The sequence below is a fragment of the Stenotrophomonas sp. YJH_SMC_64 genome (genome assembly GCF_059371375.1).
This window is the reverse complement of record NZ_JCAFUN010000027.1, coordinates 1-23,366: the sequence shown is the minus strand read 5'-3', so window position 1 is coordinate 23,366 and position 23,366 is coordinate 1. Positions and strand designations below refer to the sequence as shown.

General features: G+C 66.9%; 19 protein-coding genes and 1 pseudogene. 9 read left to right on the top strand and 11 right to left on the bottom strand.

What is annotated here, in order from left to right; genetic code table 11:
* Positions 1 to 357 precede the first annotated feature (357 nt).
* The gene (locus tag AC5P9L_RS20980) at positions 358 to 1,017 is read right to left on the bottom strand and encodes an RIO1 family regulatory kinase/ATPase domain-containing protein (protein WP_262101571.1); all 660 of its coding nucleotides are present in this window, start codon (positions 1,015 to 1,017) and stop codon (positions 358 to 360) included.
* A gap of 435 nt (positions 1,018 to 1,452) precedes the next feature.
* Between AC5P9L_RS20980 and AC5P9L_RS20975 the strand changes: the two genes are divergently transcribed.
* Positions 1,453 to 2,358 (top strand): aspartyl/asparaginyl beta-hydroxylase domain-containing protein, encoded by a 906-nt coding sequence (locus AC5P9L_RS20975; RefSeq protein WP_197614809.1) that lies wholly within the window; start codon positions 1,453 to 1,455, stop codon positions 2,356 to 2,358.
* 118 nt (positions 2,359 to 2,476) lie between these two features.
* Here the strand turns inward: AC5P9L_RS20975 and speE are convergent, their stop codons facing one another.
* Positions 2,477 to 3,328 (bottom strand): polyamine aminopropyltransferase, encoded by an 852-nt coding sequence (gene speE, locus AC5P9L_RS20970; RefSeq protein ID WP_150359320.1) that lies wholly within the window; start codon positions 3,326 to 3,328, stop codon positions 2,477 to 2,479.
* 191 nt (positions 3,329 to 3,519) lie between these two features.
* On the opposite strand from speE, the gene speA reads away from it, so the two are divergent.
* Both speA and AC5P9L_RS20960 read left to right on the top strand, forming a co-directional pair.
* Positions 3,520 to 5,409, top strand: coding sequence for an arginine decarboxylase (gene speA, locus AC5P9L_RS20965; protein ID WP_005411370.1), 1,890 nt, complete (start codon positions 3,520 to 3,522; stop codon positions 5,407 to 5,409).
* Positions 5,410 to 5,453: 44 nt separating this feature from the next.
* A complete protein-coding gene (locus AC5P9L_RS20960) occupies positions 5,454 to 5,774 on the top strand; it encodes a DUF6122 family protein (protein WP_005411369.1) in 321 nt (106 codons plus the stop codon).
* A gap of 163 nt (positions 5,775 to 5,937) precedes the next feature.
* On the opposite strand, the gene AC5P9L_RS20955 is transcribed toward AC5P9L_RS20960, so the two are convergent.
* From AC5P9L_RS20955 to AC5P9L_RS20945, 3 genes are read right to left on the bottom strand one after another with little or no spacing between them, the layout of a single operon-like run.
* Positions 5,938 to 7,257: a sensor histidine kinase gene (locus AC5P9L_RS20955; protein WP_262101572.1), complete on the bottom strand. Its 1,320-nt coding sequence runs from the start codon at positions 7,255 to 7,257 to the stop codon at positions 5,938 to 5,940.
* Positions 7,254 to 7,913 (bottom strand): response regulator transcription factor, encoded by a 660-nt coding sequence (locus AC5P9L_RS20950; RefSeq protein ID WP_227843618.1) that lies wholly within the window; start codon positions 7,911 to 7,913, stop codon positions 7,254 to 7,256. The genes AC5P9L_RS20955 and AC5P9L_RS20950 overlap by 4 nt, the downstream gene beginning before the upstream one ends.
* On the bottom strand, positions 7,913 to 8,203 hold the full coding sequence (locus tag AC5P9L_RS20945) for a PepSY domain-containing protein (protein WP_033834860.1): 291 nt from the start codon (positions 8,201 to 8,203) through the stop codon (positions 7,913 to 7,915). Before AC5P9L_RS20945 ends, AC5P9L_RS20950 begins: the two co-directional genes overlap by 1 nt.
* Before the next feature lie 151 nt (positions 8,204 to 8,354).
* Between AC5P9L_RS20945 and AC5P9L_RS20940 the strand changes: the two genes are divergently transcribed.
* Positions 8,355 to 8,789, top strand: coding sequence for a PepSY domain-containing protein (locus AC5P9L_RS20940; RefSeq protein WP_005411365.1), 435 nt, complete (start codon positions 8,355 to 8,357; stop codon positions 8,787 to 8,789).
* Positions 8,790 to 8,918: 129 nt separating this feature from the next.
* Here AC5P9L_RS20940 and AC5P9L_RS20935 read toward each other — a convergent pair whose 3' ends face one another.
* From AC5P9L_RS20935 to AC5P9L_RS20925, 3 genes are all read right to left on the bottom strand, one after another.
* A complete protein-coding gene (locus AC5P9L_RS20935) occupies positions 8,919 to 9,401 on the bottom strand; it encodes a hypothetical protein (protein ID WP_043034272.1) in 483 nt (160 codons plus the stop codon).
* Between the two features lie 126 nt (positions 9,402 to 9,527).
* A complete protein-coding gene (locus AC5P9L_RS20930) occupies positions 9,528 to 10,736 on the bottom strand; it encodes an NAD(P)/FAD-dependent oxidoreductase (protein WP_495230707.1) in 1,209 nt (402 codons plus the stop codon).
* Positions 10,737 to 10,747: 11 nt separating this feature from the next.
* On the bottom strand, positions 10,748 to 11,242 hold the full coding sequence (locus AC5P9L_RS20925; protein WP_005411362.1) for a lipocalin family protein: 495 nt from the start codon (positions 11,240 to 11,242) through the stop codon (positions 10,748 to 10,750).
* A 182-nt stretch (positions 11,243 to 11,424) separates the two neighbouring features.
* Between AC5P9L_RS20925 and AC5P9L_RS20920 the strand changes: the two genes are divergently transcribed.
* Together AC5P9L_RS20920 and AC5P9L_RS20915 are read left to right on the top strand one after the other, a co-directional pair.
* Positions 11,425 to 11,673, top strand: coding sequence for a hypothetical protein (locus AC5P9L_RS20920; protein ID WP_005414723.1), 249 nt, complete (start codon positions 11,425 to 11,427; stop codon positions 11,671 to 11,673).
* Between the two features lie 333 nt (positions 11,674 to 12,006).
* Complete coding sequence (locus tag AC5P9L_RS20915; protein WP_099530244.1) at positions 12,007 to 14,436, top strand: DUF3772 domain-containing protein; 2,430 nt, start codon at positions 12,007 to 12,009, stop codon at positions 14,434 to 14,436.
* A gap of 536 nt (positions 14,437 to 14,972) precedes the next feature.
* Here the strand turns inward: AC5P9L_RS20915 and AC5P9L_RS20910 are convergent.
* Positions 14,973 to 17,078 carry a phosphoglycerol transferase I gene (locus AC5P9L_RS20910; protein ID WP_495230705.1) on the bottom strand — a complete coding sequence of 702 codons (2,106 nt, stop codon included), beginning with the start codon at positions 17,076 to 17,078 and terminating at the stop codon, positions 14,973 to 14,975.
* 244 nt (positions 17,079 to 17,322) lie between these two features.
* Positions 17,323 to 18,969, bottom strand: a pseudogene (locus AC5P9L_RS20905) (ABC1 kinase family protein); the annotation flags it as partial.
* Between the two features lie 207 nt (positions 18,970 to 19,176).
* Between AC5P9L_RS20905 and AC5P9L_RS20900 the strand changes: the two are divergent.
* Positions 19,177 to 20,103, top strand: a complete 927-nt coding sequence (locus AC5P9L_RS20900; RefSeq protein WP_005411357.1) for a DUF808 domain-containing protein — start codon at positions 19,177 to 19,179, stop codon at positions 20,101 to 20,103.
* A 107-nt stretch (positions 20,104 to 20,210) separates the two neighbouring features.
* Here AC5P9L_RS20900 and AC5P9L_RS20895 read toward each other — a convergent pair whose 3' ends face one another.
* Positions 20,211 to 21,749, bottom strand: a complete 1,539-nt coding sequence (locus tag AC5P9L_RS20895) for a GGDEF domain-containing protein (RefSeq protein ID WP_049460386.1) — start codon at positions 21,747 to 21,749, stop codon at positions 20,211 to 20,213.
* 105 nt (positions 21,750 to 21,854) lie between these two features.
* On the opposite strand from AC5P9L_RS20895, the gene AC5P9L_RS20890 reads away from it, so the two are divergent.
* Complete coding sequence (locus AC5P9L_RS20890; protein ID WP_049460387.1) at positions 21,855 to 22,490, top strand: Rossmann-fold NAD(P)-binding domain-containing protein; 636 nt, start codon at positions 21,855 to 21,857, stop codon at positions 22,488 to 22,490.
* Complete coding sequence (locus AC5P9L_RS20885) at positions 22,490 to 23,197, top strand: helix-turn-helix transcriptional regulator (RefSeq protein ID WP_049460385.1); 708 nt, start codon at positions 22,490 to 22,492, stop codon at positions 23,195 to 23,197. Before AC5P9L_RS20890 ends, AC5P9L_RS20885 begins: the two co-directional genes overlap by 1 nt.
* Positions 23,198 to 23,366 lie beyond the last annotated feature (169 nt).

Here is a 23,366-nt window from a genome sequence, read left to right as displayed (position 1 = left end):
GCGGACAAGAAGTTCTCGACTAAACGGCGTCAAACGGGCATTTTTATGGTGGTTCATCCGGGCTCTTTGGGGTCTGGATAGGTGTGGTAACCACCATTTTCCAAAGATGCCCCGGATGAACAACCTACCGAGAGATCACAGTTAGTCGACTTGCGCGCGCAGCGCGGGGTTTTTCGGCTTCGGGACGAAGAGCAGTCGACTAACAGTCGACTCTACCTGATAGGGCGCACGCAGCCGCCGAGATGTCGTCCCCATCGGCGCACGCACCCCCCGAGGCATCGTCCCCGTCGGGGCACGCAGCCCCCGGCGCTGTCCCATCTCATCTCGCGATCCATCGCCGCCCGAAAGACGCGGCGCTTACCGCCGCTTGGCCCACTTGTAGAACCGCTTCCAGCCCTGCCGCACGGCCGCGACCCAGCCCGGGTCGGCCACCAGTGCAGCCTGCGCGGCACTTGGCGCCTGGCCGGTCACGCGCTGGCGGATCTTCAGCAGGTTCTTCATGTCGCTGCGGCTCAGTTGCCGGCTCAGCGGGTTGCGGCGCAGCCAGCGTGGAGCGCGCCAGGCCGAGGTGAAGTCCAGCAGCACCGGTACGCCGCCGCTGACCACCACGTTGGTGCCATGCAGGTCGTTGTGGCTGATGCCGGCGGCGTGCAAACGGCTGAGCGCGTGCTGCAGCTGCTCGAACACCTCGTTGCCCACGGCCTGTGCGGTGCTCAGGGTCTGGCCGGGGATGAACTCCATGCCCAGCGCCAGGCCACCGAGGGTGCCGAGCAGCGCGGGGGCGTGCTTCCAGCCGCCGAGGCGCTGCAGCATGCGGGCCTCGCGGCGCACCATCAGTCGCGCGATGAGCGAAACGGGCGTGCCGCGGTAGCGGGAATAGTCCTTGATGACTGCCTCGCGCCCGTCCAGGCAGGTGCGATAGACGTCGGGGGCCAGGAAGCGTTCGCCGCGCTTGAGCAGCAGCGGGGTGGCGGCGTCATCGCCGCAGGAGGAGGGGGGCAGAGCAGAAAGATACATGTCGGGGTCTCGGACGACCCGGTGGGTGGCGCAAAGCGTCAAGCGAACCGGTGTTACAGGGAGTTACTAAGTTTTCGTTAATTTTAGTACTCGCCAGTTCGCTATTCCACGATTTGTCGGAGAAATGTCGGCGCCGTGGCTGGAACAGTTCGTCACACAGAATCGGACAATTATGTCTCACTTGGTCGACGGTTCTTTCCGAATCAATAGGTTGGGCGTCGCATCGGTTCGTTCATCCGCGGCCCGCTGAACGTCGCGCACGTCCGGCTTGACCCCGACGCACGGCCTGCCGACCATAAGCTGTTAATTCGCGACATCGGCGGCCGCACCCTTCGGCACGTCCCCGTTCCCTGCCGCGTTCCTTACCGATGCTGGCCACCAGGCCGTGCATCGCCCCGTTTCCCGTTCCGGCCGCGGCTGGAGGAAAGTGCTTTGATCATCAAAATCGTCATTGCAGCGCTATTCGTGGCCTGCGTGCTGTACATCCACTTCCGTGGCAAGGTCCGCGCGCGCTGGTCGCGCCAGCTGCTGGACCATTCCAGTTTCATGGCCCCGATCAACGTGGTCATGTACATGTTCTCGAAGGTGCCGACCACGCCGTTCCTGGACCCGGCCAAGGAGTTCCCGCAGCTGGAGCCGCTGCGCCAGAACTGGCAGATGATCCGCGATGAAGCGCTGGCGCTGCGCGATGCGCAGAAGATCGCCGCGTCCAGCACGTTCAATGATGCCGGTTTCAACTCGTTCTTCCGCCGTGGCTGGAAGCGCTTCTACCTGAAGTGGTATGGCCCGTCGCACCCGTCGGCGAAGGCGATGTGCCCCAAGACCACCGCGTTGCTGGAGTCGCTGCCGGATGTGCGCGCGGCGATGTTCGCGCAGCTGCCGTCGGGCAGCGAACTGCGCCCGCACCGCGACCCGTTCGCCGGTTCGCTGCGCCTGCACCTGGGCCTGGCCACGCCGAACAACGACGGCTGCTACATCGAAGTGGACGGCATCAAGAAGAGCTGGCGCGATGGCGAGTGGATGATGTTCGACGAGACCTACATCCACCACGCGCACAACGAGACGCCCGATGACCGCGTGATCCTGTTCTGCGACATCGCCCGCCCGCTGCGCTTCGGCCTGCCGGGGCTGTTCAACCGCGTGGTGGCGGCCACGCTGCTGGCCGGCGGTGCATCGCCGAACCTGCCGGGTGACCCGACCGGTGGCGTCAACAAGGCGTTCGGCAGCGTCTACAAGGTGCGCCTGAAGGCCAAGGCACTGCGCGAGCGCAGCGTGGTGGCCTACCAGCTGATCAAGTGGGGCCTGGTGGTGGCGGTGATTGCCGGTATCTGGGCGCTTTGATCGTTACATGAGGTTGCCGGCCAGCGGCCGGCACTACCGGAACATGAAAAAACCCGCGCTGTCGCCAGCGCGGGTTTTTCTTTTGCATGGGTGCGTGCCGACCGTTGGTCGGCACGCATTACTTCAGTGCCGCCTGCACGAACGGCGGGGTCACCAGCACGCCGGTGTGCAGCGCGGCGGTGTAGTACAGGGTGCTGAAGGTCTTGGCGGCCGAGTCGGCCTGGCGGAAGTCGAAGCTGCTGTCGCCCTTGCGCGCCATGGTCACGCTCCACCAGCCGGTGGGGTAGCACGGCTGCGGGAACGGCAGGGTCTTGAACGAACCGAAGCCGGCCTTGCCCATCTCGGCGCGCATTTCGTTGATCAGCTCCAGCTGCATCAGCGGCGACTCGGACTGCTGCACCAGGATGCCGTCGTCCTTCAGGGCCTTGAAGCAGCTCTCGTAGAAGGCTTTGTTGAACAGGCCTTCACCCGGGCCGACCGGGTCGGTCGAGTCCACGATCACCACGTCCACGCTGCCGGCCGGGCAGTTGGCCATGTAGGCCACACCGTCGTCGAACAGCAGCTCGGCGCGGGCGTCGTCGTTGGAGTCGCACAGTTCCGGGAAGTGCTTGCGCGCCATCACCGTGACCTGCTCGTCGATGTCGCACTGGGTCACGCTCTCCACGCCGGTGTGCTTGAGCACTTCGCGCAGGGTGCCGCAGTCGCCGCCGCCGATGATCACCACGCGCTTGGGCGCGGCGTGGGTGAACAGCACCGGGTGGCTGATCATCTCGTGGTAGAAGAAGTTGTCCTTGCTGGTCAGCATGATGGCCCCGTCGATGGTCATCAGGTTGCCCCAGTCGGTGGTCTGGAAGATCTCGATCTTCTGGAACGGCGACTGCACCTCGTCCAGCTTGCCGGTGATGCGGTAGCCGATGGCCGAGCCGGTGCGCTCGAAGTGTTCGATGTACCAGTTGTTGCTGTCAGTCATTGGAAAACAGTCCTGTTCGGAGGGGTGGAGCCGGGCTGGCGGGCGGGGCCGCGTGGCACAGATGCCACATCCGGACGGATCGGCCCGTTCAGGTTGGAACCTGTCACGGGCGCGGGCGCGCATGATAACGAACCTGTGGGCATATAGGCGTTATCATGCCCCCCCTTTTATTGCCAACAAGGCCGACTGAAATGACCGATTGGTCCCTCGACCAAGCCCGCAAGACCTACTCGATCCCGCATTGGGCGGACGGTTACTTCGACGTGGATCAGGCCGGGCACATGGTGGTGAGACCGACCGGGGCGGACGGCCCGGTGGTGTCGCTGCCCAAGGTGGTCGATGCGGCGCGCGCGGCCGGTGCCAAGCTGCCGCTGCTGGTGCGCTTCCCGGACATCCTCGGCCAGCGCCTGGGCAAGCTGCAGGCGGCCTTCGCCCAGGCCCAGCAGGACTGGGAGTACAGCGGCGGCTACACCGCCGTGTACCCGATCAAGGTCAACCAGACCCGCGGCGTGGCCGGCACCCTGGCCAGCCACCACGGCGAGGGCTTCGGCCTGGAAGCGGGCAGCAAGCCCGAGCTGATGGCCGTGCTGGCGCTGTCGCGCCCGGGTGGCCTGATCGTCTGCAACGGTTACAAGGACCGCGAGTACATCCGCCTGGCCCTGATCGGCCGCAAGCTGGGCCTGCAGACCTTCATCGTCATCGAGAAGCCGTCCGAGCTGAAGCTGGTGCTGGAAGAGTCCAAGGCGCTGGACGTGAAGCCGGGCCTGGGCGTGCGCATGCGCCTGGCCTCGCTGGGCGCCGGCAAGTGGCAGAACAGCGGTGGCGACAAGGCCAAGTTCGGCCTGTCGCCGCGCCAGCTGCTGGATCTGTGGAAGTCGCTGCGTGACACCGAGTACGCCGACTGCCTGAACCTGCTGCACTTCCACATGGGCTCGCAGATCTCCAACGTGCGCGACATCGCCAACGGCATGCGCGAAGCCACCCGCTACTTCGTGGAGCTGTCGCGCCTGGGCGCGAAGATCACCCACGTCGACGTGGGCGGTGGCCTGGGCGTGGACTATGAAGGCACCCGTTCGCGCAGCTTCTGCTCGATCAACTACGGCCTGCATTCCTATGCCAGCAACATCGTGCAGCCGCTGGCCAATGCGTGCGAAGAATTCGGCCTCACCCCGCCGCGCATCGTGACCGAGTGCGGTCGCGCGATGACGGCACACCACGCGGTGCTGATCGCCAACGTCTCGGAAGTGGAAGAGGCGCAGGAAGGCCGCGTGCCGGACCAGCACGACGATGAGCCGGCGGCGATTCGCCACCTGCGCGAGATCCACGACGAGCTGGACGTGCGCCCGGCGGTGGAACTGTTCCAGGAAGCGCAGCATTTCCATGCCGAAGGCCTGGCCAGCTACGCGCTGGGCCAGATCGACCTGCCGCAGCGTGCGCGCATCGACGACCTGTTCTACGCCATCGCCCACGGCGTGCGTGCGCGCCTGAGCTATGACGAGAAGAGCCATCGCCCGGTGCTGGACGAACTGAACGAGCGCCTGGTCGACAAGTACTTCGTCAACTTCAGCGTGTTCGAGTCGATCCCGGACGTGTGGGCGATCGACCAGGTGTTCCCGATCGTGCCGATCGAGCGCCTGGACGAAACCCCCGACCGCCGCGGCATCATCGCCGACATGACCTGCGACTCGGACGGCATGGTGGAAACCTATGTCGAGAACGAGAGCCTGGACAGCTCGCTGCCGCTGCACAAGATGAAGCCGGGCGAGAGCTACCGCATCGGCTTCTTCATGGTCGGCGCCTACCAGGAGATCCTGGGCGACATCCATAACCTGTTCGGTGATACCGACGCGGTGGAAGTGCTGGCCGATGCCGATGGCTACGCGATCACCCAGCAGCGCCGTGGTGACACCACCGACGTGATGCTGGATTACGTGGGTTACCGCCTGGACGAACTGCGTGCGACCTATGCGCAGCGCGTGGCCGAGGCCCAGTTGTCGCCGGAACGTGCGCAGGAGTTGTCGGAGGCGCTGGAAGCCGGCCTGACCGGTTACACCTACCTGTCCGACGAACCGCTGGTCTGATGTAAACGGGAACGCCGGGCGTAGGCCCGGCGCTACCGGCCCCGATGAGCGCGCGCGCGATCTTCCACCTGTTCCTGCATGCCGCCGTGCCAGCCCTGCTGGCATGGCTGTTCTGGCGCAAGCGCTTTGCTTCGGCGTGGCTGCTGATGCTGCTGGGCTGGATCATCGACCTGGACCACCTGCTGGCCGACCCGATCTACGCACCGAACCGCTGCAGCATCGGTTTCCATCCGCTGCACACCGCACCGGCGATTGCCGTGTATGCAGGCCTGTGCGTGCCGAAGAAAACGCGGTTGTTCGGCATCGGTTTGATCATCCACATCGTGCTGGACGCGATTGATTGCTGGTGGATGCATCACCGTTGATGTTTGATGTGTGTCGACCAAGGTCGACACCTACCGGGTGTACGGCGACCGGTCGGATTGGCGCTTGGTAGAGCCGGCCGCTGGCCGGCTTCCGCAGGGCGTTTCCGGTGACCACGTGGTTGCCGGCCAGCGGCCGGCACTACCCACCGTTTGGTTGGCCGCTTCACGCCACCGGCAACCACAACGCTGCGCGCAGGCCGGGCTGCGCATTTTCCAGCGCCAGGCGCCCGCCATAACTGGCGGCGATATCGCTCACAATCGCCAACCCCAATCCACTGCTGCCCTCGCGCTCATCCAGGCGTACACCACGCTGTGTGACCTGGGACAGCGCATCCGCCGTCAGGCCAGGGCCGTCATCACGCACTTCGATGCGCAACTGGCCGTCGTGGGCTTCCGCTTCGACAGTGACCTGCTGTTGCGCCCACCGCCCGGCGTTGTCCAACAGATTACCCAGCATCTCTTCCAGATCCGCACTGGCACCGGCAAACTGCAACGCCGGATCAATGCCTTCCGCTGTGAACGCAATGCCGCGTTCGCCATGCACGCGTGCCATCAGCCGGCACAGCGCCTGTGCGACGGCCGCCACGTCGGTGCGCTGGCGATGGTCGGCAGCCAGTCCTGCAGCCAGGTAACGGTCGACACTGGCCTGCATGCGCGCACTCTGCTCGCGCACGGTGGCACGCCAGTGCGCACCGTCGCCGTCGGCCTCGGTGGCCAACACGCTCAGTGGAGTCTTCAGCGCGTGCGCCAGATCCTGTGCACTGGTGCGCGCGCGCGCGACCATGCGTTGCTGGTGGTCCAGCAGCGCGTTGAGTTCCTCACCCAGTGGTGCGACTTCCGCTCCCAGTTCCTGCGTGTCGATGCGCTGCGCATCGCCGCGCCGTACCCGTTCCAGCTGCGCACCGAGGCGATGCAGCGGGCGCAGGCCGAAGTGGACCTGGCTGGCGAGCACCGCCAGCCACGCCGTGACCAGCACGCCCAGCGCGATGGCGGTGCGCTTGCGGAACGCGGCTACATCCGCATCCAGCGCGCTGCGGTCGGTGGCAACCACGGCCACGAACGGTGCGCTGGCGCGCGGCAGGCGCACCTGTTGCACGCGTGCACGCAGGGATTGCTGTAGTGGCCCAGCCAGATTGCGCGTGGCCGCACCTGTGGCCATGGCCGGCAGGGTTTCATCCCACAGCGAGCGCGACTGCAGCAGCACGCGGCCATCGGCACCGGCAATCTGCCAATAGGCACCGGAGAACACGCGCTGGAAGCGCGCGTCATTCGGTTCCTGGCGCAGGCGCAGCTGTCCTTCGGGGTCCACTTCGGCCTGCGCCAGCAGGGTCAGCATGTCCTGCTGCAGTTCGTGGTCGAGGCGGTCACGCGCGCTGCGCTTGAACAGTTCGCCCAGCAGCGCGCTGGCCAGCAGCGAAACCAGCAGCAGGCCGGCGCCGCCAGCCAGCAGCAGGCGCCGTCGCAGGGAGGGTTGCCGGCTCACGGCGCGGCCAGCCGCCAGCCCTGGCCGCGCACGGTCTCGATCAGGTCGATGCCGAGCTTGCGGCGCACGCGTCCGAGCAGCACGTCCAGCGCGTTGGAGTCCGGGTCGTGGCCACCGTCGAACACCTGTTCGCCCAGGCGGTCGCGGCCGATCACCTGGCCGCTGTGGTGGATGAAGTAACTGAGCAGGCGGAATTCCTGCGGGCTGAGCGACAGCGCTTGGCCGTCCAGCTCGAAACGGCCAGCGTTGACGTCCAGCTGCAGTGGTCCGCAGTGCAGGCGCGGGCTGGCGTGGCCATGGCTGCGGCGGATCAGGGCGCGCAGGCGCAGCACCAGTTCGTCGGCCTGGAACGGTTTGGTGAGGTAATCGTCGGCGCCTGCGTCGAAGCCGGCCAGCTTGTCGTGCCAGCGCCCGCGTGCGGTCAGCACCAGCACCGGGAAGCTGCGGCCGTTGCCGCGCCAGCGCTCGATCACGCTCAATCCGTCCAGCCCGGGCAGGCCCAGGTCGACGATGGCCGCCTGCAGGTCTTCGATCTGGCCGATCTCCTCGGCCTGGCGGCCGTCGGCGACCACGTGCACCACGTAGCCGGCCTGTTCCAGCAGGGGCACCAGGCGCTGTGCCAGTGCGGCATCGTCTTCGGCCAACAGGATGCGCATCAGTCGTCCAGCTCCGTCTTCAGCAGCTTTCCGCTGCGCGCATCATAGTCCAGCTCCACCACCACGCCGTCGCTGCGCAGGATCTCCACTTCGTAGACGCCGTCGTCCAGCTCCACTTCCAGCAGTTGGCCCGGAAAGCGCTTGAGCGCATCGCGCACCACGCTTTCCAATGGCACGTAGCGGCCCTGCTGCACGGCGCGGCGCGCGACCTGCTGCGCCGGGTCCTGTGCGGGCGCGGCGGCGGTCGGGGCGCTGGCCAGGGCCAGCAGCAGGGGCAGGGTGGAGAGCATCGGGGCGCGGGGAGGACTGTAGGACCAGGCGTGAGTGTGGCGGAGGTGACTAACAGCTGGCTAACAGTGCCGGCTAAGGCGCTGTTAACCACGGGGTGCATTGTGGCGTTGCCGGGATGGTCCGGCCACGAACACGAACAGGAGAACCCCCATGTTGAAGTCACTCACCCTCGCCACTGTTGCCCTGCTGGCCGTCGCGCCGGCCGTACAGGCTGCGCCGCTGGGCATGGCCCAGGTTGAACAGACCCTGCGCAAGGCCGGCTACACCCAGATCCACGAGATCGAACGCGATGATGGCCTGTGGGAGGCTGACGTGAGCCGCGCCGATGGCCGCTTCAGCGAGGTCTACGTGGACCCGAAGACCGGCGAGATCTTCGATGAGCACAGCAGCCGCGCGCTGTTGACCACCGAGCAGGTGCTGGCACGGGCACAGGCGCATGGCCTGCGCGAGATCCATTCGCTGGAACGCGATGGTGCGACCTGGTCACTGGAAGCCCGCAATGCCCGCAACCAGAAGGTGGAGGTGCGCCTGAGCGGTTATGACGGCCGCATCCTGCACAGCGAGCGCGATGGCTGGCTGGATTGATTCCAGATCCGGTAGATGCCGACCTTGGTCGGCATACGGGGAAGAAGCGTGTCGACCAAGGTCGACACCTACCGGGCATAGGCACCGGTGGTGGCCGACCTTGGTCGGCCCAGGCGCGGGTGCCAGCCCTTACCAGCCGAACGGCGGCGGGTAGTCCCAGTAGCCCGGCCCGCGGCCGTAGTAGCCACCATACGGGCCGAAGAAGCCCGGGCCCTTGCCCTCGCTCACGTGGATGTTGACGTTGACCCCGTGGGTCTTGCCCTCATCGGTGGTGTAGTTCTTGCTCAGGTTCAGCGTGGCGGCGTTGTAGTGGCTGTTGCCGCCATTCTTGGAATAGCCGATGCCGGTGGTGAAGCTGCCGGACACCTTGACCTTGTCGTCGGTGACGTCGGCGATCTTCGCGTCGTCGTGCACGCGCGGACCGCTCTTGTCACCGTAATACGTGCCCGGCGGATCCTGTTTCAGGCTCGCATCGTTGAGGTAGCGCATCGGCGCCTGCGGCAGCGTCAGGTCCAGGCCGGCGGCCTGCGGCGCGGTGGCGCCGGCGGCAGACTGGGCCAGTACGGTTCCCGGCAGGGCCAGGCACAGCAGCAGGGTCAGGGGGCGGATCATGACGGCGCTCCAGCGGACAGGTGGCCACGCAACACGCGGCGGTACAGGCCGACGCTAGCAGGGGCTGCTTGAATGATGCCTGTCGGCACCCGCTTGCGGTAGAGCCAGGCCATGCCTGGCTGCAGGTCACAACCGCCCGAACCCGAACAGCCCCGCCAGTGGATGCGTGCGCCGCTCGATCCGGGCCCGCAGCAGTTGCGCGCCGATCATCGAATAGGTGATGCCGTTGCCGCCGTAGGCCATGGCGAAGTGCACCCGTGGGCCCCATTGTTCGTGCGGGCCAAAGAACGGCAGGCCATCAGCGGTCTCGGCGAAGGTGCCGCCCCAGGAGAACGCCGGCACCGGGTTCAGCCGTGGGAACCAATGCAGCAGCTGTTTCATCAGCTGGTCGGCCTTGCGCTGCACGCGCCGGTCGCGGCGGGCCGGGATGTCGATGGCGTCGTCCAGCCCACCCACCACCAGGCGCCGGTCGCCGGTGGCGCGCAGGTACAGGTACGGGCGTGCGCTCTCCCAGACCATCGTGTTGCGCAGCCGGCCCAGCACGTCCGCATCGATGGGGTCGGTGATGAAGGCATAGCTGCTGCGGTTGCGGGCGACGCGTTGGTCGAGCCAGCGCTGGTTGGCATAGCCCATGGCCAGCACGACGTGGCGTGCGCGGACCGTGGCACCGGCTTCGGTACGGGCGGTCACCCCGTGCGCGGTAGCATCGAGGCTGTGCAGTACGCTGCGGTCATGCACGTGGCCGCCGCGCCGACGCACGCGCTGCAGCAGCGCATAGGTCAGCCGATACGGATCGACCCGCGCCGCCTGGCGCGTGAGCAGGGCACCACCGGCGTCCACCTCGAAGCGTTCCTGCAGTGCCTCCGGGCCCAGCCAGCGGGCATCCAGGCCGATGCTGCGCCGCGCCTCACCTTCGGCCATCAGGCGCGGAACGTCGCGATGGCGGCTGGCCAGGTACAGGCTGTCCATGCGCTGGAAATCCACGTCCTTCAACCCGCGTGCCACGTCGCCCAGCGCTGGGATTGCTTCCGCACACGCCCGGTAGGCAAGCGCCGCGGCGTCCTGGCCATAGCGCTGGGCCAGTTCCAGCAGGTGGGTGTCGATCTCGTACTGCAGCAGCGCGGTGCTGGCAGCGGTGCTGCCCCAGCCGATGTCACGCTGCTCGATCACCGCCACGTCGTGGCCATGCCCGGACAACTCGTCGGCAATCAGCGCACCGGTGATGCCGCCGCCGACCACCAGCACGTCGCAGCGCAGATCCCGCTCCAGCGGTGGGAAGGCGTGGATCAGGCCGTTGCGCACCGCCCACCACGGGTAGCCACTCTTCAGGTCCATGAGTGGGCGGCTCAGGCTGTGGGGCGACCGGTGTGCGGGGTGTGGATCAGTTCGGACAGATCGAAGCCCTGCAGGCGGGCGGTGGCCAGATAATGGTCCTGCACGGTGGCGTCCAGCTGCGGTTCGCGGGCCAGCAGCCACAGGTACTTGCGGTCCGGGCTGCCGACCAGCGCCACGCTGTAGTCCGGAGCGACCTGGATCACCCAGTAGTCGCCCTTGGCGAACGGCAACCAGCGCAGACCCTTGGGCAGGAAGCTCACCTCCAGGCGCGCGCTGTCGTTGTCGACGGCACAGGCCTCGCCGGTGGCTTCCTCGACGTCGCCGTCCATGCGGCAGCGGTTGGTGACGCCGACGTTGCCGTTGTCGAGCAGGGTGTAGTGCGCCGACACATCGGTGCAGCCTTCCGGCTCGTGGCGCATCGGCAGGCGTGCGATTTCATACCAGGTGCCCAGGTAGCGGGGCAGCTTGAGGTCGGCGACGGTCTTCAGCGGCGGGTGGTCGGTCATCGGCGGTCGTGGCAGGGGTGGGCCTCCACGATGCCGATGGCCTTGCCATGGGCGGGTGAAGCCTGGGCGATGGCCGTGTCCAGAACGTTCCGTCGCCGCTGCGGCGTGGCCGTTGTCACCGGCGTGGCGGTATGCTGCCGCCAGCGCCGTGTTTTCCTGATCCAACCGAGGTGGAGGTGCCGATGTACCAGGTAATCCTGTTGAAGAGTGAATCCGCGTTCGCACGCGAGCAGTGGCCGCAGGTTGATGACCTGGTCGACTACGAGGGCGTCAGCTACAGCCTGCGTGCCGGCCCGCGCCAGCCGCTGCCCACCGACCACGACTGGCACCCGGTGGCGGTGTACGCGCCCGATGAGATCACCGAGGAAGAGTTCCAGGACTGGTACGCGCTGCAGCAGCCGGCCGTCGAAGAGCTGCGCCTGAAGTACTGACTTCGCCGGCGTGGCGCGCGTGCGCGCGGAAACGTGGGCGGGGTGAATCGACTGGGTAGAGTCGACTGTTGGTCGACTGCTCTTCGCTGGACGCTGTGCAAAGCCCGCGCTGCGCGCGATAGTCGACTAACAGTCGACTCTACCCCGTCGATTCGCCCGGCCACGATCACCCCGCCGCAATCGCCAGGCCGTTATCGCCCCGTCGTGACCACCCCGCGCCTTCACCCCGTCGAAGCTCCCATCGCGGTGGGTGTGGTCCTCTGAGCCACCATCCAGCCTTTACCGCCTGTGCCGTATAGTCGCGCGCAGGCGCGGTGGTCCGCGCGAAACGGTGTGGCTGGCGTGTCTTCTTTCCTGCGATCGATCCGTGCACGGGGGCCTTGGCTGGCCCTGCTGCTGTGCACTGCCTTCCTGCTGTCCGCACCGGTGCTGGCCCAGGATGAGGACCCCACGCCGAAGCAGCAACTGGCGGACATCGATTCCAGGCTGAAGGAGGTCGAGCGCAAGCGGGGCGATGCAGAGGCCATCGAGACACTGGCGATGCTGTCCGAGAATGCCTCGCAGGCCCGGCGCGATGCCGAAGCGCTGGAGAAGGCGTTGCAGCCGCAGCTGGATCGGATCAGCGAACAGCTGGCGCAGCTGGGCACGCCTGCGGAAGGCACTACCGAACCGCCGGAACTGGCCGCGCAACGACGCACCATCACCAAACAGCGCGACGGCCTGGCCGCGTCGGTAGCGCAGGCCAAGGCCAGTGCCGTGCGTGCCCAGCAGCTGGCAGCCGACATCGACCAGCAGCGCACTGCGCAACGCGCCGAAGACATGGGGAAGAAGGTCGCCTCGCCGTTGTCTCCGGCGCTGTGGAGCAAGGTGGCCGAGCGCTTGCCGATCGATATCGCACGCGTCGCGCCGTTGGCCGAGCAGGGGCGCGATACGTTTGTTGCTGGTGTCCGGGCCAATGGCTGGGGCACGCCGTTGCTGGGCCTGCTGGCCTCTCTGGTGATGATGTTCCCGCTGCGGCTGTGGCTGCGCAGGCTGGGGCGGCGCTTTGCGGCGTCCGAGCGTGCGCCGGATGGTCGCCTGCGCCGCTCCGGCCTGGCCATGTGGTTGTTGCTGGTCGGTACGCTGCTGCCCGGCTATGCCGTGGTGGTGCTGATGGCAGCGCTCGATGCGATCGATGCCATCGCGCCGCGCCTGCAGGTGGTGGCCGACGGCCTGGAGACGGCCACCTTCCGCGCCGCCTTCATCGCGGCGCTCAGCGCGTGCATGCTGGTACCCAAGCGTCCGTCGTGGCGGTTGCTGAATCTGGATGACACCGCCGCACTCAAGCTGCGCAAGTACGCGTGGGGCGCGGCGGCGCTGGCCTGGCTGAGCACGGTGCTGGTCGCCCTCGATCAGGCCACGCGTACCAGCGACGTCACCACGGTGGCGCTGGACGGCCTGATTGCGCTGACCTACCTCGGCCTGATCATGGCCATGCTGGTGACCCTGGCACGCCTGCATCGCCGGCAGACCGCCGAGGCCGAGGCCAAGCTGGAGGCACAGGCCGATGGCGTGGGCGCGGCCACGCCGGTGCGTCGCAGCAGCTGGCTGGTACTGGCCCGGGTAGCGGGCAACATTGCGGTGGTGGCGGCCATCATCGCCACATTGCTGGGCTACCTGAACTTCGCCAAGTTCGTGAACCAGCAGCTGATCGGCGGCAGCATCGTAGTGCTGGCCGCGACCCTGCTGTTCAAGTTCGTCGATGACCTGAGCACCTGGATGCTCAACGCCGACAGCAAGGTTGGCCAGACCATCCTGCTCAGCACCGGCCTGAGCGTATCGCGGCTGGAGCAGGCCGGCGTGCTGCTGTCGGCGGCGCTGCGTACCGTGGTCGTGCTGCTCACGCTGCTTGCCCTGGTGGCGCCGTTCGGCAACATCGGCGCGGTGGTGGAGCGCTTCACTTCACTGTTCACGACCGGATTCGATATCGGTGGCACCAAGCTGGCACCGGCGGGGATCGTGTTGGCGGTACTGGCGCTGCTGGCCGGCCTGGCGATCACCCAGCTGGTGCAGCGCTGGCTGACCGACACCTACCTGCCCAAGACCGAACTGGATCTGGGCGCACGCAATTCGGTCAGTACGGTTGCCCGTTACGTGGGCATCATCATCGCGGTGATCTGGGCGCTGAGCGCGATGGGCCTGCAGCTGAGCAAGCTGGCGTTGCTGGTCAGTGCGCTGTCAGTGGGTATCGGTTTTGGCCTGCAGGTGATCACCCAGAACTTCGTCTCCGGCCTGATCCTGCTGGCCGAGCGCCCGGTGAAGATCGGCGACTGGGTGAAGCTGGGCGACCAGGAGGGCGACATCCGCCGCATCAGCCTGCGTTCGACCGAGATCCAGGTGGGCGACAAGTCGACGCTGATCGTGCCCAACTCCGAGCTGGTCACCAAAACCGTGCGCAACATGACGATGGGCAACAACCAGGGCCGCATCCAGATCCAGTTCGCGGTGCCGCCCAGCACCGATGTCGGCAACCTGCGGCAGGCGTTGCTGGATGCGTACACCGCGCATACCAACGTGCTGAAGCAGCCGGCGCCGACGGTCTACATCGACAGCATTGCCGGTGGCCAGATCACCATCAACAGCTTCGCGTACGTGGCCAGCCCGCGGCAGGTCTACGCCACCCGCAGCGATCTGTACTTCAGCCTGCTGCAGATACTGGCCGAGCGGAACATTCCGCTGTCGACCCCGACCGATATCCACATCACCCGCGATCCGCAGGAGTAGGGGGTGTTCTGCAGGGCTGCGCCCTGCACCCGCTACGAGCCGGAGCAAAGGCAACAGCAACAGCAACAGCAACAGCGGGCATTCCGTGGTTTGGCGGGGTGGGTCCGGTTGCGGGAGACGCCGTAAACCCGTCCATGGGGGCTTGGCCGCGGCATCCATGCCGCGGACACTCCCGCAACCGGACCCACCCCGCCTTCGACAATCTCCCGCGATCTGTTGGAATTGCTCTCGGGGTCAGATCCGTTTTCCGGAGGAAAACGGATCTGACCCGATCTTGATTTTCGATATCTGACAGAGTGTGTCGACCAAGGTCGACACCTACCGACAGCCGCAGGAACTGTCAGAGGTGGGGCGGTGTCGGAGTGCGGGGTGTCAGCCGCATGGATGCGGCTGCCAAGCCTCCAGGGACGGATTTACGGCGTCCCCGCACTCCGACACCGCCCCGCCAAACCACGGAATGCCCGCTGTTGCCGTTGCTGTTGCTCTTGCTTCGGCCGTTGCTTCGGCGGGTGCAGGGCGCAGCCCTGCAAAGAACCCTATCCCCGTGGCCGGCTGCGCGAGGGCACCAGTGCGAACGTATCCACCGCCAGCTTCTCGGCATGGTTCAACCACGCGCGGATCTCCAGATCATCCACTTCGTGGTCCAGCCCGAACGACACGTTGATCTTGCCATTGGCATCGGGCTGCACCCACTGCTGGGCCAGCACCACCTTGCGCTGCGATGACACCGCCTCGATCCAGAAACCACGATCCGGGCGCGTGCTCGCCACCAGCTGCAGCATGTACTGGCCGGCACGGGTGCGGCGGCCCTTCTGCGTGATCATGTGCGCCTGGCGCACGCTCGGGCGCGGGCCCTGGAACGCATCCAGCGGCGCATCCACGGCAATGCCGCCGCGCAGGTCATCGTCGCGGTACAGCTTGATGCCGTTATCGCGGTTGACCAGCAGGGCGCACCAGTCACCGTCGGCCGAGCCGTCCTCGAACGCGGTGCAGCGATCGACATAGGCCAGGGTGTTGTCCGGGTCGGCATCATCGAACTGGCGTGACGTGTTCTCCAGGTACACCGATTTCAGGCCCCAGTCCTTGTCGTACTCCAGCAGCACCGGTGGCTGCACGTGCTGCAGGCCGACCACCACCTGGTCGTCGCCGTCGATCTTCAATTCACGGGTCGGTTCGCCCAGCCACAGCGAGCGGGCGAACGCCAGATACTGTGGATAGTCGCGGCTACCGTCGCGGTGCGCGGCCACGCTGGCGCTCGGTGCGCGCTTGTCATCCAGCAGCGAGCGGCCAAAGCCCATGGTCTGCAGGTTCGGGTCGAGCAGGCTGAGCAGGGTGGCGCCGGAATCCAGCGTTGAACCGTCTTCCACCGCCAGCTGGCGAGGCGCCACGCCGTCGCCGAGGAACAGCAGCAGGTTTTCGCGCTGCTGCTTGGCCAGCACATGGCTGAGGTCGTTGGGCATCGCCAGATGATCGGAAGCGATCACGATCAACGTGTCCTTGCCATACGGGCTGGCCTGGATGCGCTCGACCAGCTGCGAGATCAGGCGGTCGGTGCACTTGAGTGCATTGAGCAGGCCGATGTTGCCGTACTGGCTCTGGTAGCGCTCGCCCTTGCACGACACCGGCAGATGGCCGGCCGGGTGATGGGTATCCATGGTCAGCGTGGTCAGCATGAACGGCGAGCCGGCACGCGAGAGCTGCTCGAAGCGCTGGTAGGCGGTGTCCAGCAGCACGTCGTCGTGCACGCCCCAGGCCGAGTAATGGATGCGGCCGATCTTCTTCTGCTGCTTGAACCAGGCCAGGTCATGCACTTCATCGAAACCGTGGCTGGCCAGGAACTGGCCCTTGCCGGCGAACTGGCCGTTGGCACCGCCCAGATAGTGGTTGGTGTAGCCCTGCTGCTTCAGGTAGTCGCCGAGGCACACCGCCTTGGGCAGGAAGCTGCCCATGCGGTCCATGCTGTTCTCGTCGCCCTGCGAGGTGGTCAGCGGCACGCCGCACATCGACGACACCAGGCCGGCGATGGTCCAGCCGCTGCCCTCGGCCGAGGCCAGGTTGCGCACGTCCAGCGACTCGGACGCCAGCCGGTTGAGATTGGGCATCAGGCCCGGGAATACGTTTTCGTCCAGGTAGGTGCGCTCCAGGCTCTCGCCGTAGATCCAGACGATGTTGCGCGGGCGCTGCAGCGGCTGCGTCGGCACCTGGTATTCGGGGGCGATGCGGGCGAAGTCGACCGGGCGCAGCTGCTGGTACAGGCGTTGGCCGTCGCGGGCCAGCGGGCTGATCATGATCGTGGCCACCCACACGGCCGCGAAGCCCGCGAACAGCGCGCCACCGTGGCCGGGCCGGCGCCAGCGCTTCACCCGCGTGGCGAACAGCGGCAGCAGCGAGACCAGCGCCAGCACGATGAAGCCGGCGATGTAGCCCTTGAAGTCGGAGACTCCGGCGCCTTCCATGTCGGCGCCGAGGTGGTACAGCGTGGCGGCGTTGAGCCCATCACCGGACAGCTTGTCGATCAGCCACCATGCGCTGAGCGTGAGCAGCAGCAGCGAGAACGCACTGGCCTTCCACCACACCCATTTGCCGGACGCGAGGAACAACCAGCACAGCAGCAACAACGACAGCAGCAGTATCCAGAGCATAGGCAGCTTCGGCAGTGACGGGGTGGTGGTGATGGACGTCGTACCGACGCGTGTCCATCCGACCGGCGCTGCCGCACGCACATGCATGTGACAGGCCGATGACCCGATAGTGCATGCACGAACCTGACTGAAATGTTTGTTGAAATGACGCGCGCGAAATCGCGCTCAGAAGGTAAAACGAGCGTGAAAGGCTTCGTTGGATTGCATTAAAAACCGCATGAATACGAGTGTTTTCGTAGATTCGCTAGCGGTGCCCGCGCTCTTCGCGTGCCCGCGCGCGACGATCGAACAGCAATGCACTGGTCACGATGCCAAGGCCGAGCACTACGCCGATGAACAACAGAATCAGGGCGATGAGCGGGTAGCCGAACAGATGCCAGCCGGTGTCGATCTTCATCATCATCGCGGCGGCCATGATCAATGCCGCGCTGATGATGCCGGCCGCCACGCGGTTGGCGATCTTCTGCAGGTTCTCCATCAGCCGCGATTCTTCCAGGCCCGTCACCTTCATCTGCAGACGGTTCTCGGCCAGCAGCGCCATGATGTCCGACAGCTTGCGCGGCCCATCGCGCAGCAGCTGCTGCAGCTCCATCGCCTCGCTGGCGATGTTGGCTGCCGACAGGGACTTCTTCAGGCGCGCACGCATCACATGCTGCAGCTGGCGCTCGACGATGCGGCGGGTCTCCAGTTCGGGTGCCAGCAACCGGCATACGGTTTCCAGGTTGAGCAGCGCCTTGCCGAGCAGGCTCAGTTCCGGCGGGGTGCGCAGGCCGCAGGCGGTGGCGATGCGCACCATGTCCAGCACCACGCGGCCTTCGGAGAAACTGCCGCTGGCGGCGTAGCGCGCGATCAGCTGGCCGGTCTCGCGCAGGTAGCGCTCTTCGTCGAAGGCCTCCAGCCGCGTGCTGATGCTGATCAGATCGTCGGCTACTTCCTCGCCACGGCCATCGACTGCGGCGAACAGGATCTTCAGCAGCCGTTCGCGCAGGCGCGGCGGCATGTGCGCGACCATGCCCAGGTCGAAGATCGCCAGCCGTCCATCGGGCATCACCCGCAGGTTGCCGGGGTGCGGGTCGGCGTGGATCTCGCCGTGCACGAAGATCTGGTCCAGGTAGCCGCGGATCAGCGCCGCCGCCAGCGGGTCCATCGATTGTTCGGTACGGCGCACATCGGGAATCGCATCCACGCGCACGCCGGTGGCCAGTTCCATGGTCAGCACGCGCTGGCTGCTGTAGTCCCACAGCGGCTGCGGAATCCACAGGCGGCGGAACGGCTTCAGGTGTCGGCCGAAACGGGCCAGGTTCTCGGCCTCGGCGTGGTAGTCCAGCTCCTGCATCAGGGTCTTTGCGAACTCGTTGAGCCAGTCGCGCAGGCGCACGCGGCGGCCCACCTGGGTCAGGTGGTCGGCGGCCAGCGCGAAGCTGCGCAGCGCCTCCAGGTCCGAGCGAAGTTGTGCAGCCACTTCAGGCTTCTGCACTTTCACTGCCACCTGGCGTCCGTCGTGCAGCACCGCGCGATGCACCTGCGCGATCGAGGCACAGCCCAGCGGCTCGGGATCGAATGAGGCGAACAGCTTGTTCACCGGTGCGCCCAGCTCCTGCTCGACGATCGCATGGATGCGCTCGACCGGAATCTCGGCCACCTTTTCCTGCATGCGCTCCAGGGCTGTGGCGAACTCCACCGGCACCATGTCCGGGCGCGTGGACAGCATCTGGCCCAGCTTGACGAAGGTCGGGCCCAGCGCTTCCAGGTCGCTGACGAACTGTTCCGGGTTGCCGTCCGCGGGAACGTCGGCTGGATTGCCTGCGGCATCCAGGTTCATGCCCGAGAACACCCCTGAATGGCGATAGCGCATCAGCAGGCGCAGGATCTGGCTGCGCCGGTTCATGCCTTTGACCAGCGGAGGATTGCCATTGGCGGTGGGCGGATTGCTCAAGCGGAACTCCCATGCGACGAAGACAGGTAGCGCCGGCCACGGGCCGGCGATGTCCGGATTCCGCAGTGTCGCCGGGGGGCGGTGGGCACGCGGTGAATCCGACGTCTTCCGCAGTCCACACCGGATCGGTCAGAATCCGCTCATTCCCTCTCTGGACTTCCCATGGCCGGTGCCAGCCTGTTCGCCCTGCTCGACGATATCGCCACCCTCCTCGACGATGTCTCGGTCCTGACCAAGGTCGCGGCGAAGAAAACCGCCGGCGTGCTGGGCGACGACCTGGCGCTGAACGCGCAGCAGGTCACCGGGGTCAACGCCAACCGCGAACTGCCGGTGGTGTGGGCGGTGGCCAAGGGCTCGCTGGTCAACAAGGTGATCCTGGTGCCGGCAGCATTGGCGATCAGTGCGCTGGAGGCCTGGCTGCACAGCCGCGGCTGGAACGTGCCGCTGATCGTGCCGCTGATGATGATCGGCGGCGCGTTCCTGTGCTTTGAGGGCGTTGAGAAGCTGGCGCACCGGTTCCTGCACTCAGCCGAGGACGACGCCGAGCATCAGGCCGAGCGGCGCAAGGCGCTGGCCGACGCGCAGGTGGACATGGTGGCGTGGGAGAAGGACAAGGTGAAAGGCGCGATCCGCACCGACTTCATCCTGTCGGCCGAGATCATCGTACTGACCCTGGGCGTGGTCGCCACCGCATCGTTCACCAACCAGCTGGTCACGCTGGCCGTGGTTGCACTGGCGATGACGGTCTTCGTCTATGGGCTGGTGGCGGGCATCGTGAAGCTTGATGACGTCGGCCTGTACCTGTCGCGCAAGGGTGGGGCCGTGGCCGCCTTCGGTCGCGGCCTGGTGGCCTCGGCGCCGTGGCTGATGAAGTTCCTGTCGGTGGCCGGCACCATTGCCATGTTCCTGGTGGGCGGAGGCATCCTGGTGCACAACGTGCCGGCGCTGCACCACGCAGTACAGGCGATGGGCGGCGAGGGGCAGTGGGGCTGGCTGGTCAGCGCGGTGGGTAACATGGTGGTCGGCATCATCGCCGGCGCCATCGTGCTGGCGGCCGTGACCGGGTTCCAGAAGCTGCGCGGCAAGTAATCACCGGCGGGTCGCAAGGTAGAGGCCGACCTTGGTCGGCGCTTTGTTTGGCGCTCGTGCCAACCAAGGTTGGCACCTACCAAAGCGGTTCGCGACGGGCCGGACGGTCAGCCCGCCTGCACGCGGTTCTTGCCCTGTCGCTTGGCCGCATACAACGCGTCATCCGCACGGCGCAGCAGGGCCTCGGTATCGTCGCCCGGCTGCCATTGCGCCAGCCCGGCGCTGAAGTGCACCGGCACGCGGCGGTCCTGCACGGTCAGCACACGGTGCGCCAGTGAGCGTTGCAGGCGCTGCACGGTGGCCATGCTGTCGGCACCCTGGGTTTCCGGCAGCACCAGCACGAACTCGTCGCCACCCAGCCGTGCGATGCCGTCGGTAGCGCGCAGCAGCAGCCTGCAAACGGCCACCAGGTGCTGCAGCAACGCATCGCCGCCGGCGTGGCCGTGCGCCTCGTTGGTCAGGTGGAAATCATCCAGGTCGATCACCGCCACGCCCAGCGGTGAGTTGTTGCGCGCAGCACGCGCCAGTTCACGCTGCAGCAGTTCGTCCAGGCCGCGGCGGTTCAGCGCCTGGGTCAGCGGATCGATACGCGCCAGGTCACCGGCGGCACGCAGTTCCTGCTCCAGCTCGGCAATGCGCTGTTCGGCGCGTTCCACTTCCTGCCGCGCATTGGCCAGGTGATCGCGGGCCTGCGCGGCCTGTTGCTGCACCTTGCCGGTGTCGCGCATCACGTCCTGCAGCAGCTGGTTGAGGTCGGCGATGCTACGCGCCTCGCGCAGCTGCAGTGCGTAGCTGCCGATGCGGTCGTGGTATTCGCCGGTGCTGGTGGCCATGCCATCCATGCGCTCGATGAACTCGCCCATCAACCCGCGCATCGCCGCCTTCGAATCGTCGATGCCCTGGCGCAGCAGGCCCTGCTTGTAGATCACTTCGCGCAGTTCGGCACGGGTGCGCTCGACTGCCTCGGCTTCCAGCGGCCCGTCCAGCAGCTGGCGCACCGCCGCGATCTGGCCCTGCAGCCAGCTGCGGTCGTCCAGCAGCTCGCTCACGTTTTCCAACAGCAGCGCGAACAGTTCCAGCAGCAGCGCCTGCTGCTCCTGCCAGCTCTCGGCACGCACGCCGACCTGGTGCCCGAGTTCGCGCACGCCCTGCTCGATCGGCTCCAGTGCGGTACCCGGCTGCCACTGGCGCAGGCGCGTGGCCAGGGCCTGCGCTTGTTCGCGCAGATCCGGGTCGTGCTGCAGCAGGGCCACCACGGCGCCACCCAGCAGCAGCCGCAGCTGCTCGGACAGGCGCAGGCTTTCCGGCTGACCGTCCGGCGAATGCTGTTCGATGGTGCGGATGTACTTGTCGATCAGCTGCCGCATCGCGCGCCCGTAGCGCGGCCAATCGGCACTGGCCTGCGCCGACTGCAGGCGGTCGCCCATGTCACCCAGTTCGCCGGGCAGGGTGGCCATGCCGTTGGCGAAGGCGGCCAGCAGCGGTTCCGGCGCGTCGGCGCCGGCGAACAGCTGCTGCAGCGCCATGCCACCACCGCCCTGCAGTACCACGCGGTCGCCCAGCCCATCGTCCACCACCGCGCGCACGCGTGCCGGCGGCCCAAGGGCGGTACCGGGGGCAGGGCGGTGGTCGGGCTGGTCCGTCATGGAGCGAATCCTGGGGCTGGCAGGGACTGGTTCCAGCATATCGGCGCGGTCGCCGACGGCTTGAACGGCTAGGATGGGCGACAGGATGCCGCAGTGGAGGTGGTGATGCGCGTGATGTTGCTGGGGGCGACCGGCCTGGTCGGCGGGCTGGCCCTGCCCCGGCTGCTGGACGACCCGCGCTGCAGTGGCGTGGTGGCGCCCACCCGCCGCCCGTTGGGCATGACCCACCGGAAGCTGGAGAACCCGGTACTGGCCTTCGACGCGTTGCCCACTTCGCCAGCATGGGCGCGCGTGGACGCGGTCATCTGCGCGCTCGGCAGCACCATTGCCCAGGCCGGCAGCCGCGAGGCTTTCCACCGCATCGATCATGACTACCCGCTGGCGTTCGCGCGGCTCGCACAGGCACAGGGCGCGCAGACTTATGTGCTGAATTCCGCGGCCGGTGCCAACCCGCAGTCGTCGATCTTCTACAGCCGGGTGAAGGGTGAATTGGAACGTGACCTTCGTGCGCTGGGCTTCCATTCGTTGACCCTGGTCCGCCCAGGGCTGATCGGGGGCGAGCGCAACGAGGTGCGTCGTGGCGAGCGCCTGGCGCTGATGGTGCTGGGTGCCTTGGGGCCGATGTTGCCACGGGCGTGGCGGATCAACCCGGCCAGCGAGATCGCCAAGGCACTGGTCGAGGCCGCGCTGGCCCCGCGGCCGGGTGAGCACGTGGTTGCATCGAGCGCACTGGTCGGCTGATGTCACGTGCGCTGCGCCTGACCCAGTTGCTGCAGCTGCTGCGCCGCCATCGGCGGCCGGTGGCCGGGCAGACGCTGGCCGAAGCGCTGGGCATCAGCCTGCGCACGCTGTACCGCGATATCGAGACCCTGCGTGAGCAGGGCGCCGACCTGCGTGGCGAGGCCGGCGTCGGCTACCAGCTGGCGCCGAGCGACACCCTGCCACCGATGACCCTGCCGCCGGCCGAGATCGATGCGCTGGTGCTGGGCCTGCGCTGGGTCGCCGCGCGCACCGAGCCGGCGCTGGCCGAGGCCGCACGCGATGCCCTGGCGCGTATCGCGCATGTGTTGCCCGCAGCGCGGCGCGAGGCCTTGCGTGACAGTGGCCTGCGGGTGGGCCCTTCGCGTGCGGCGGCCAAGGTTCCCCCAGCTCGTCTGCAGGCCGTGCGAGAGGCTGTCGGTTCACAGCAGCGCCTGAAGTTCGGCTACGAGGACGCGCACGGCCAGCGCAGCGAGCGGATCGTCTGGCCGTTCGCGCTGGGCTACTTCGATGAGGTGCCGATGCTGGCGGCGTGGTGCGAGCGCCGCGAGGATTTCCGCCATTTCCGCCTGGACCGCATCCGCCAGGCGCGTGTGCTGCAGGATCACTACCTCGTGCCACGCGCCACCCTGCTGCGACGCTGGCAGAAGGCGCAGGGCATCGCGCCGGACTGGTTGGACCGTTCATAACCACAGCAACAGCCGGGATCCGGGGCGTGTAGAGTCGACTGTTAGTTGTGATCTCTCTGTACGTTGTTCATCCGGGACATCTTTGGAAAATGGTGGTTACCACACCTCTCCAGACCCCAAAGAGCCCGGATGAACCACTATAAAAATGCCCGTTTGACCGTCCATAGTC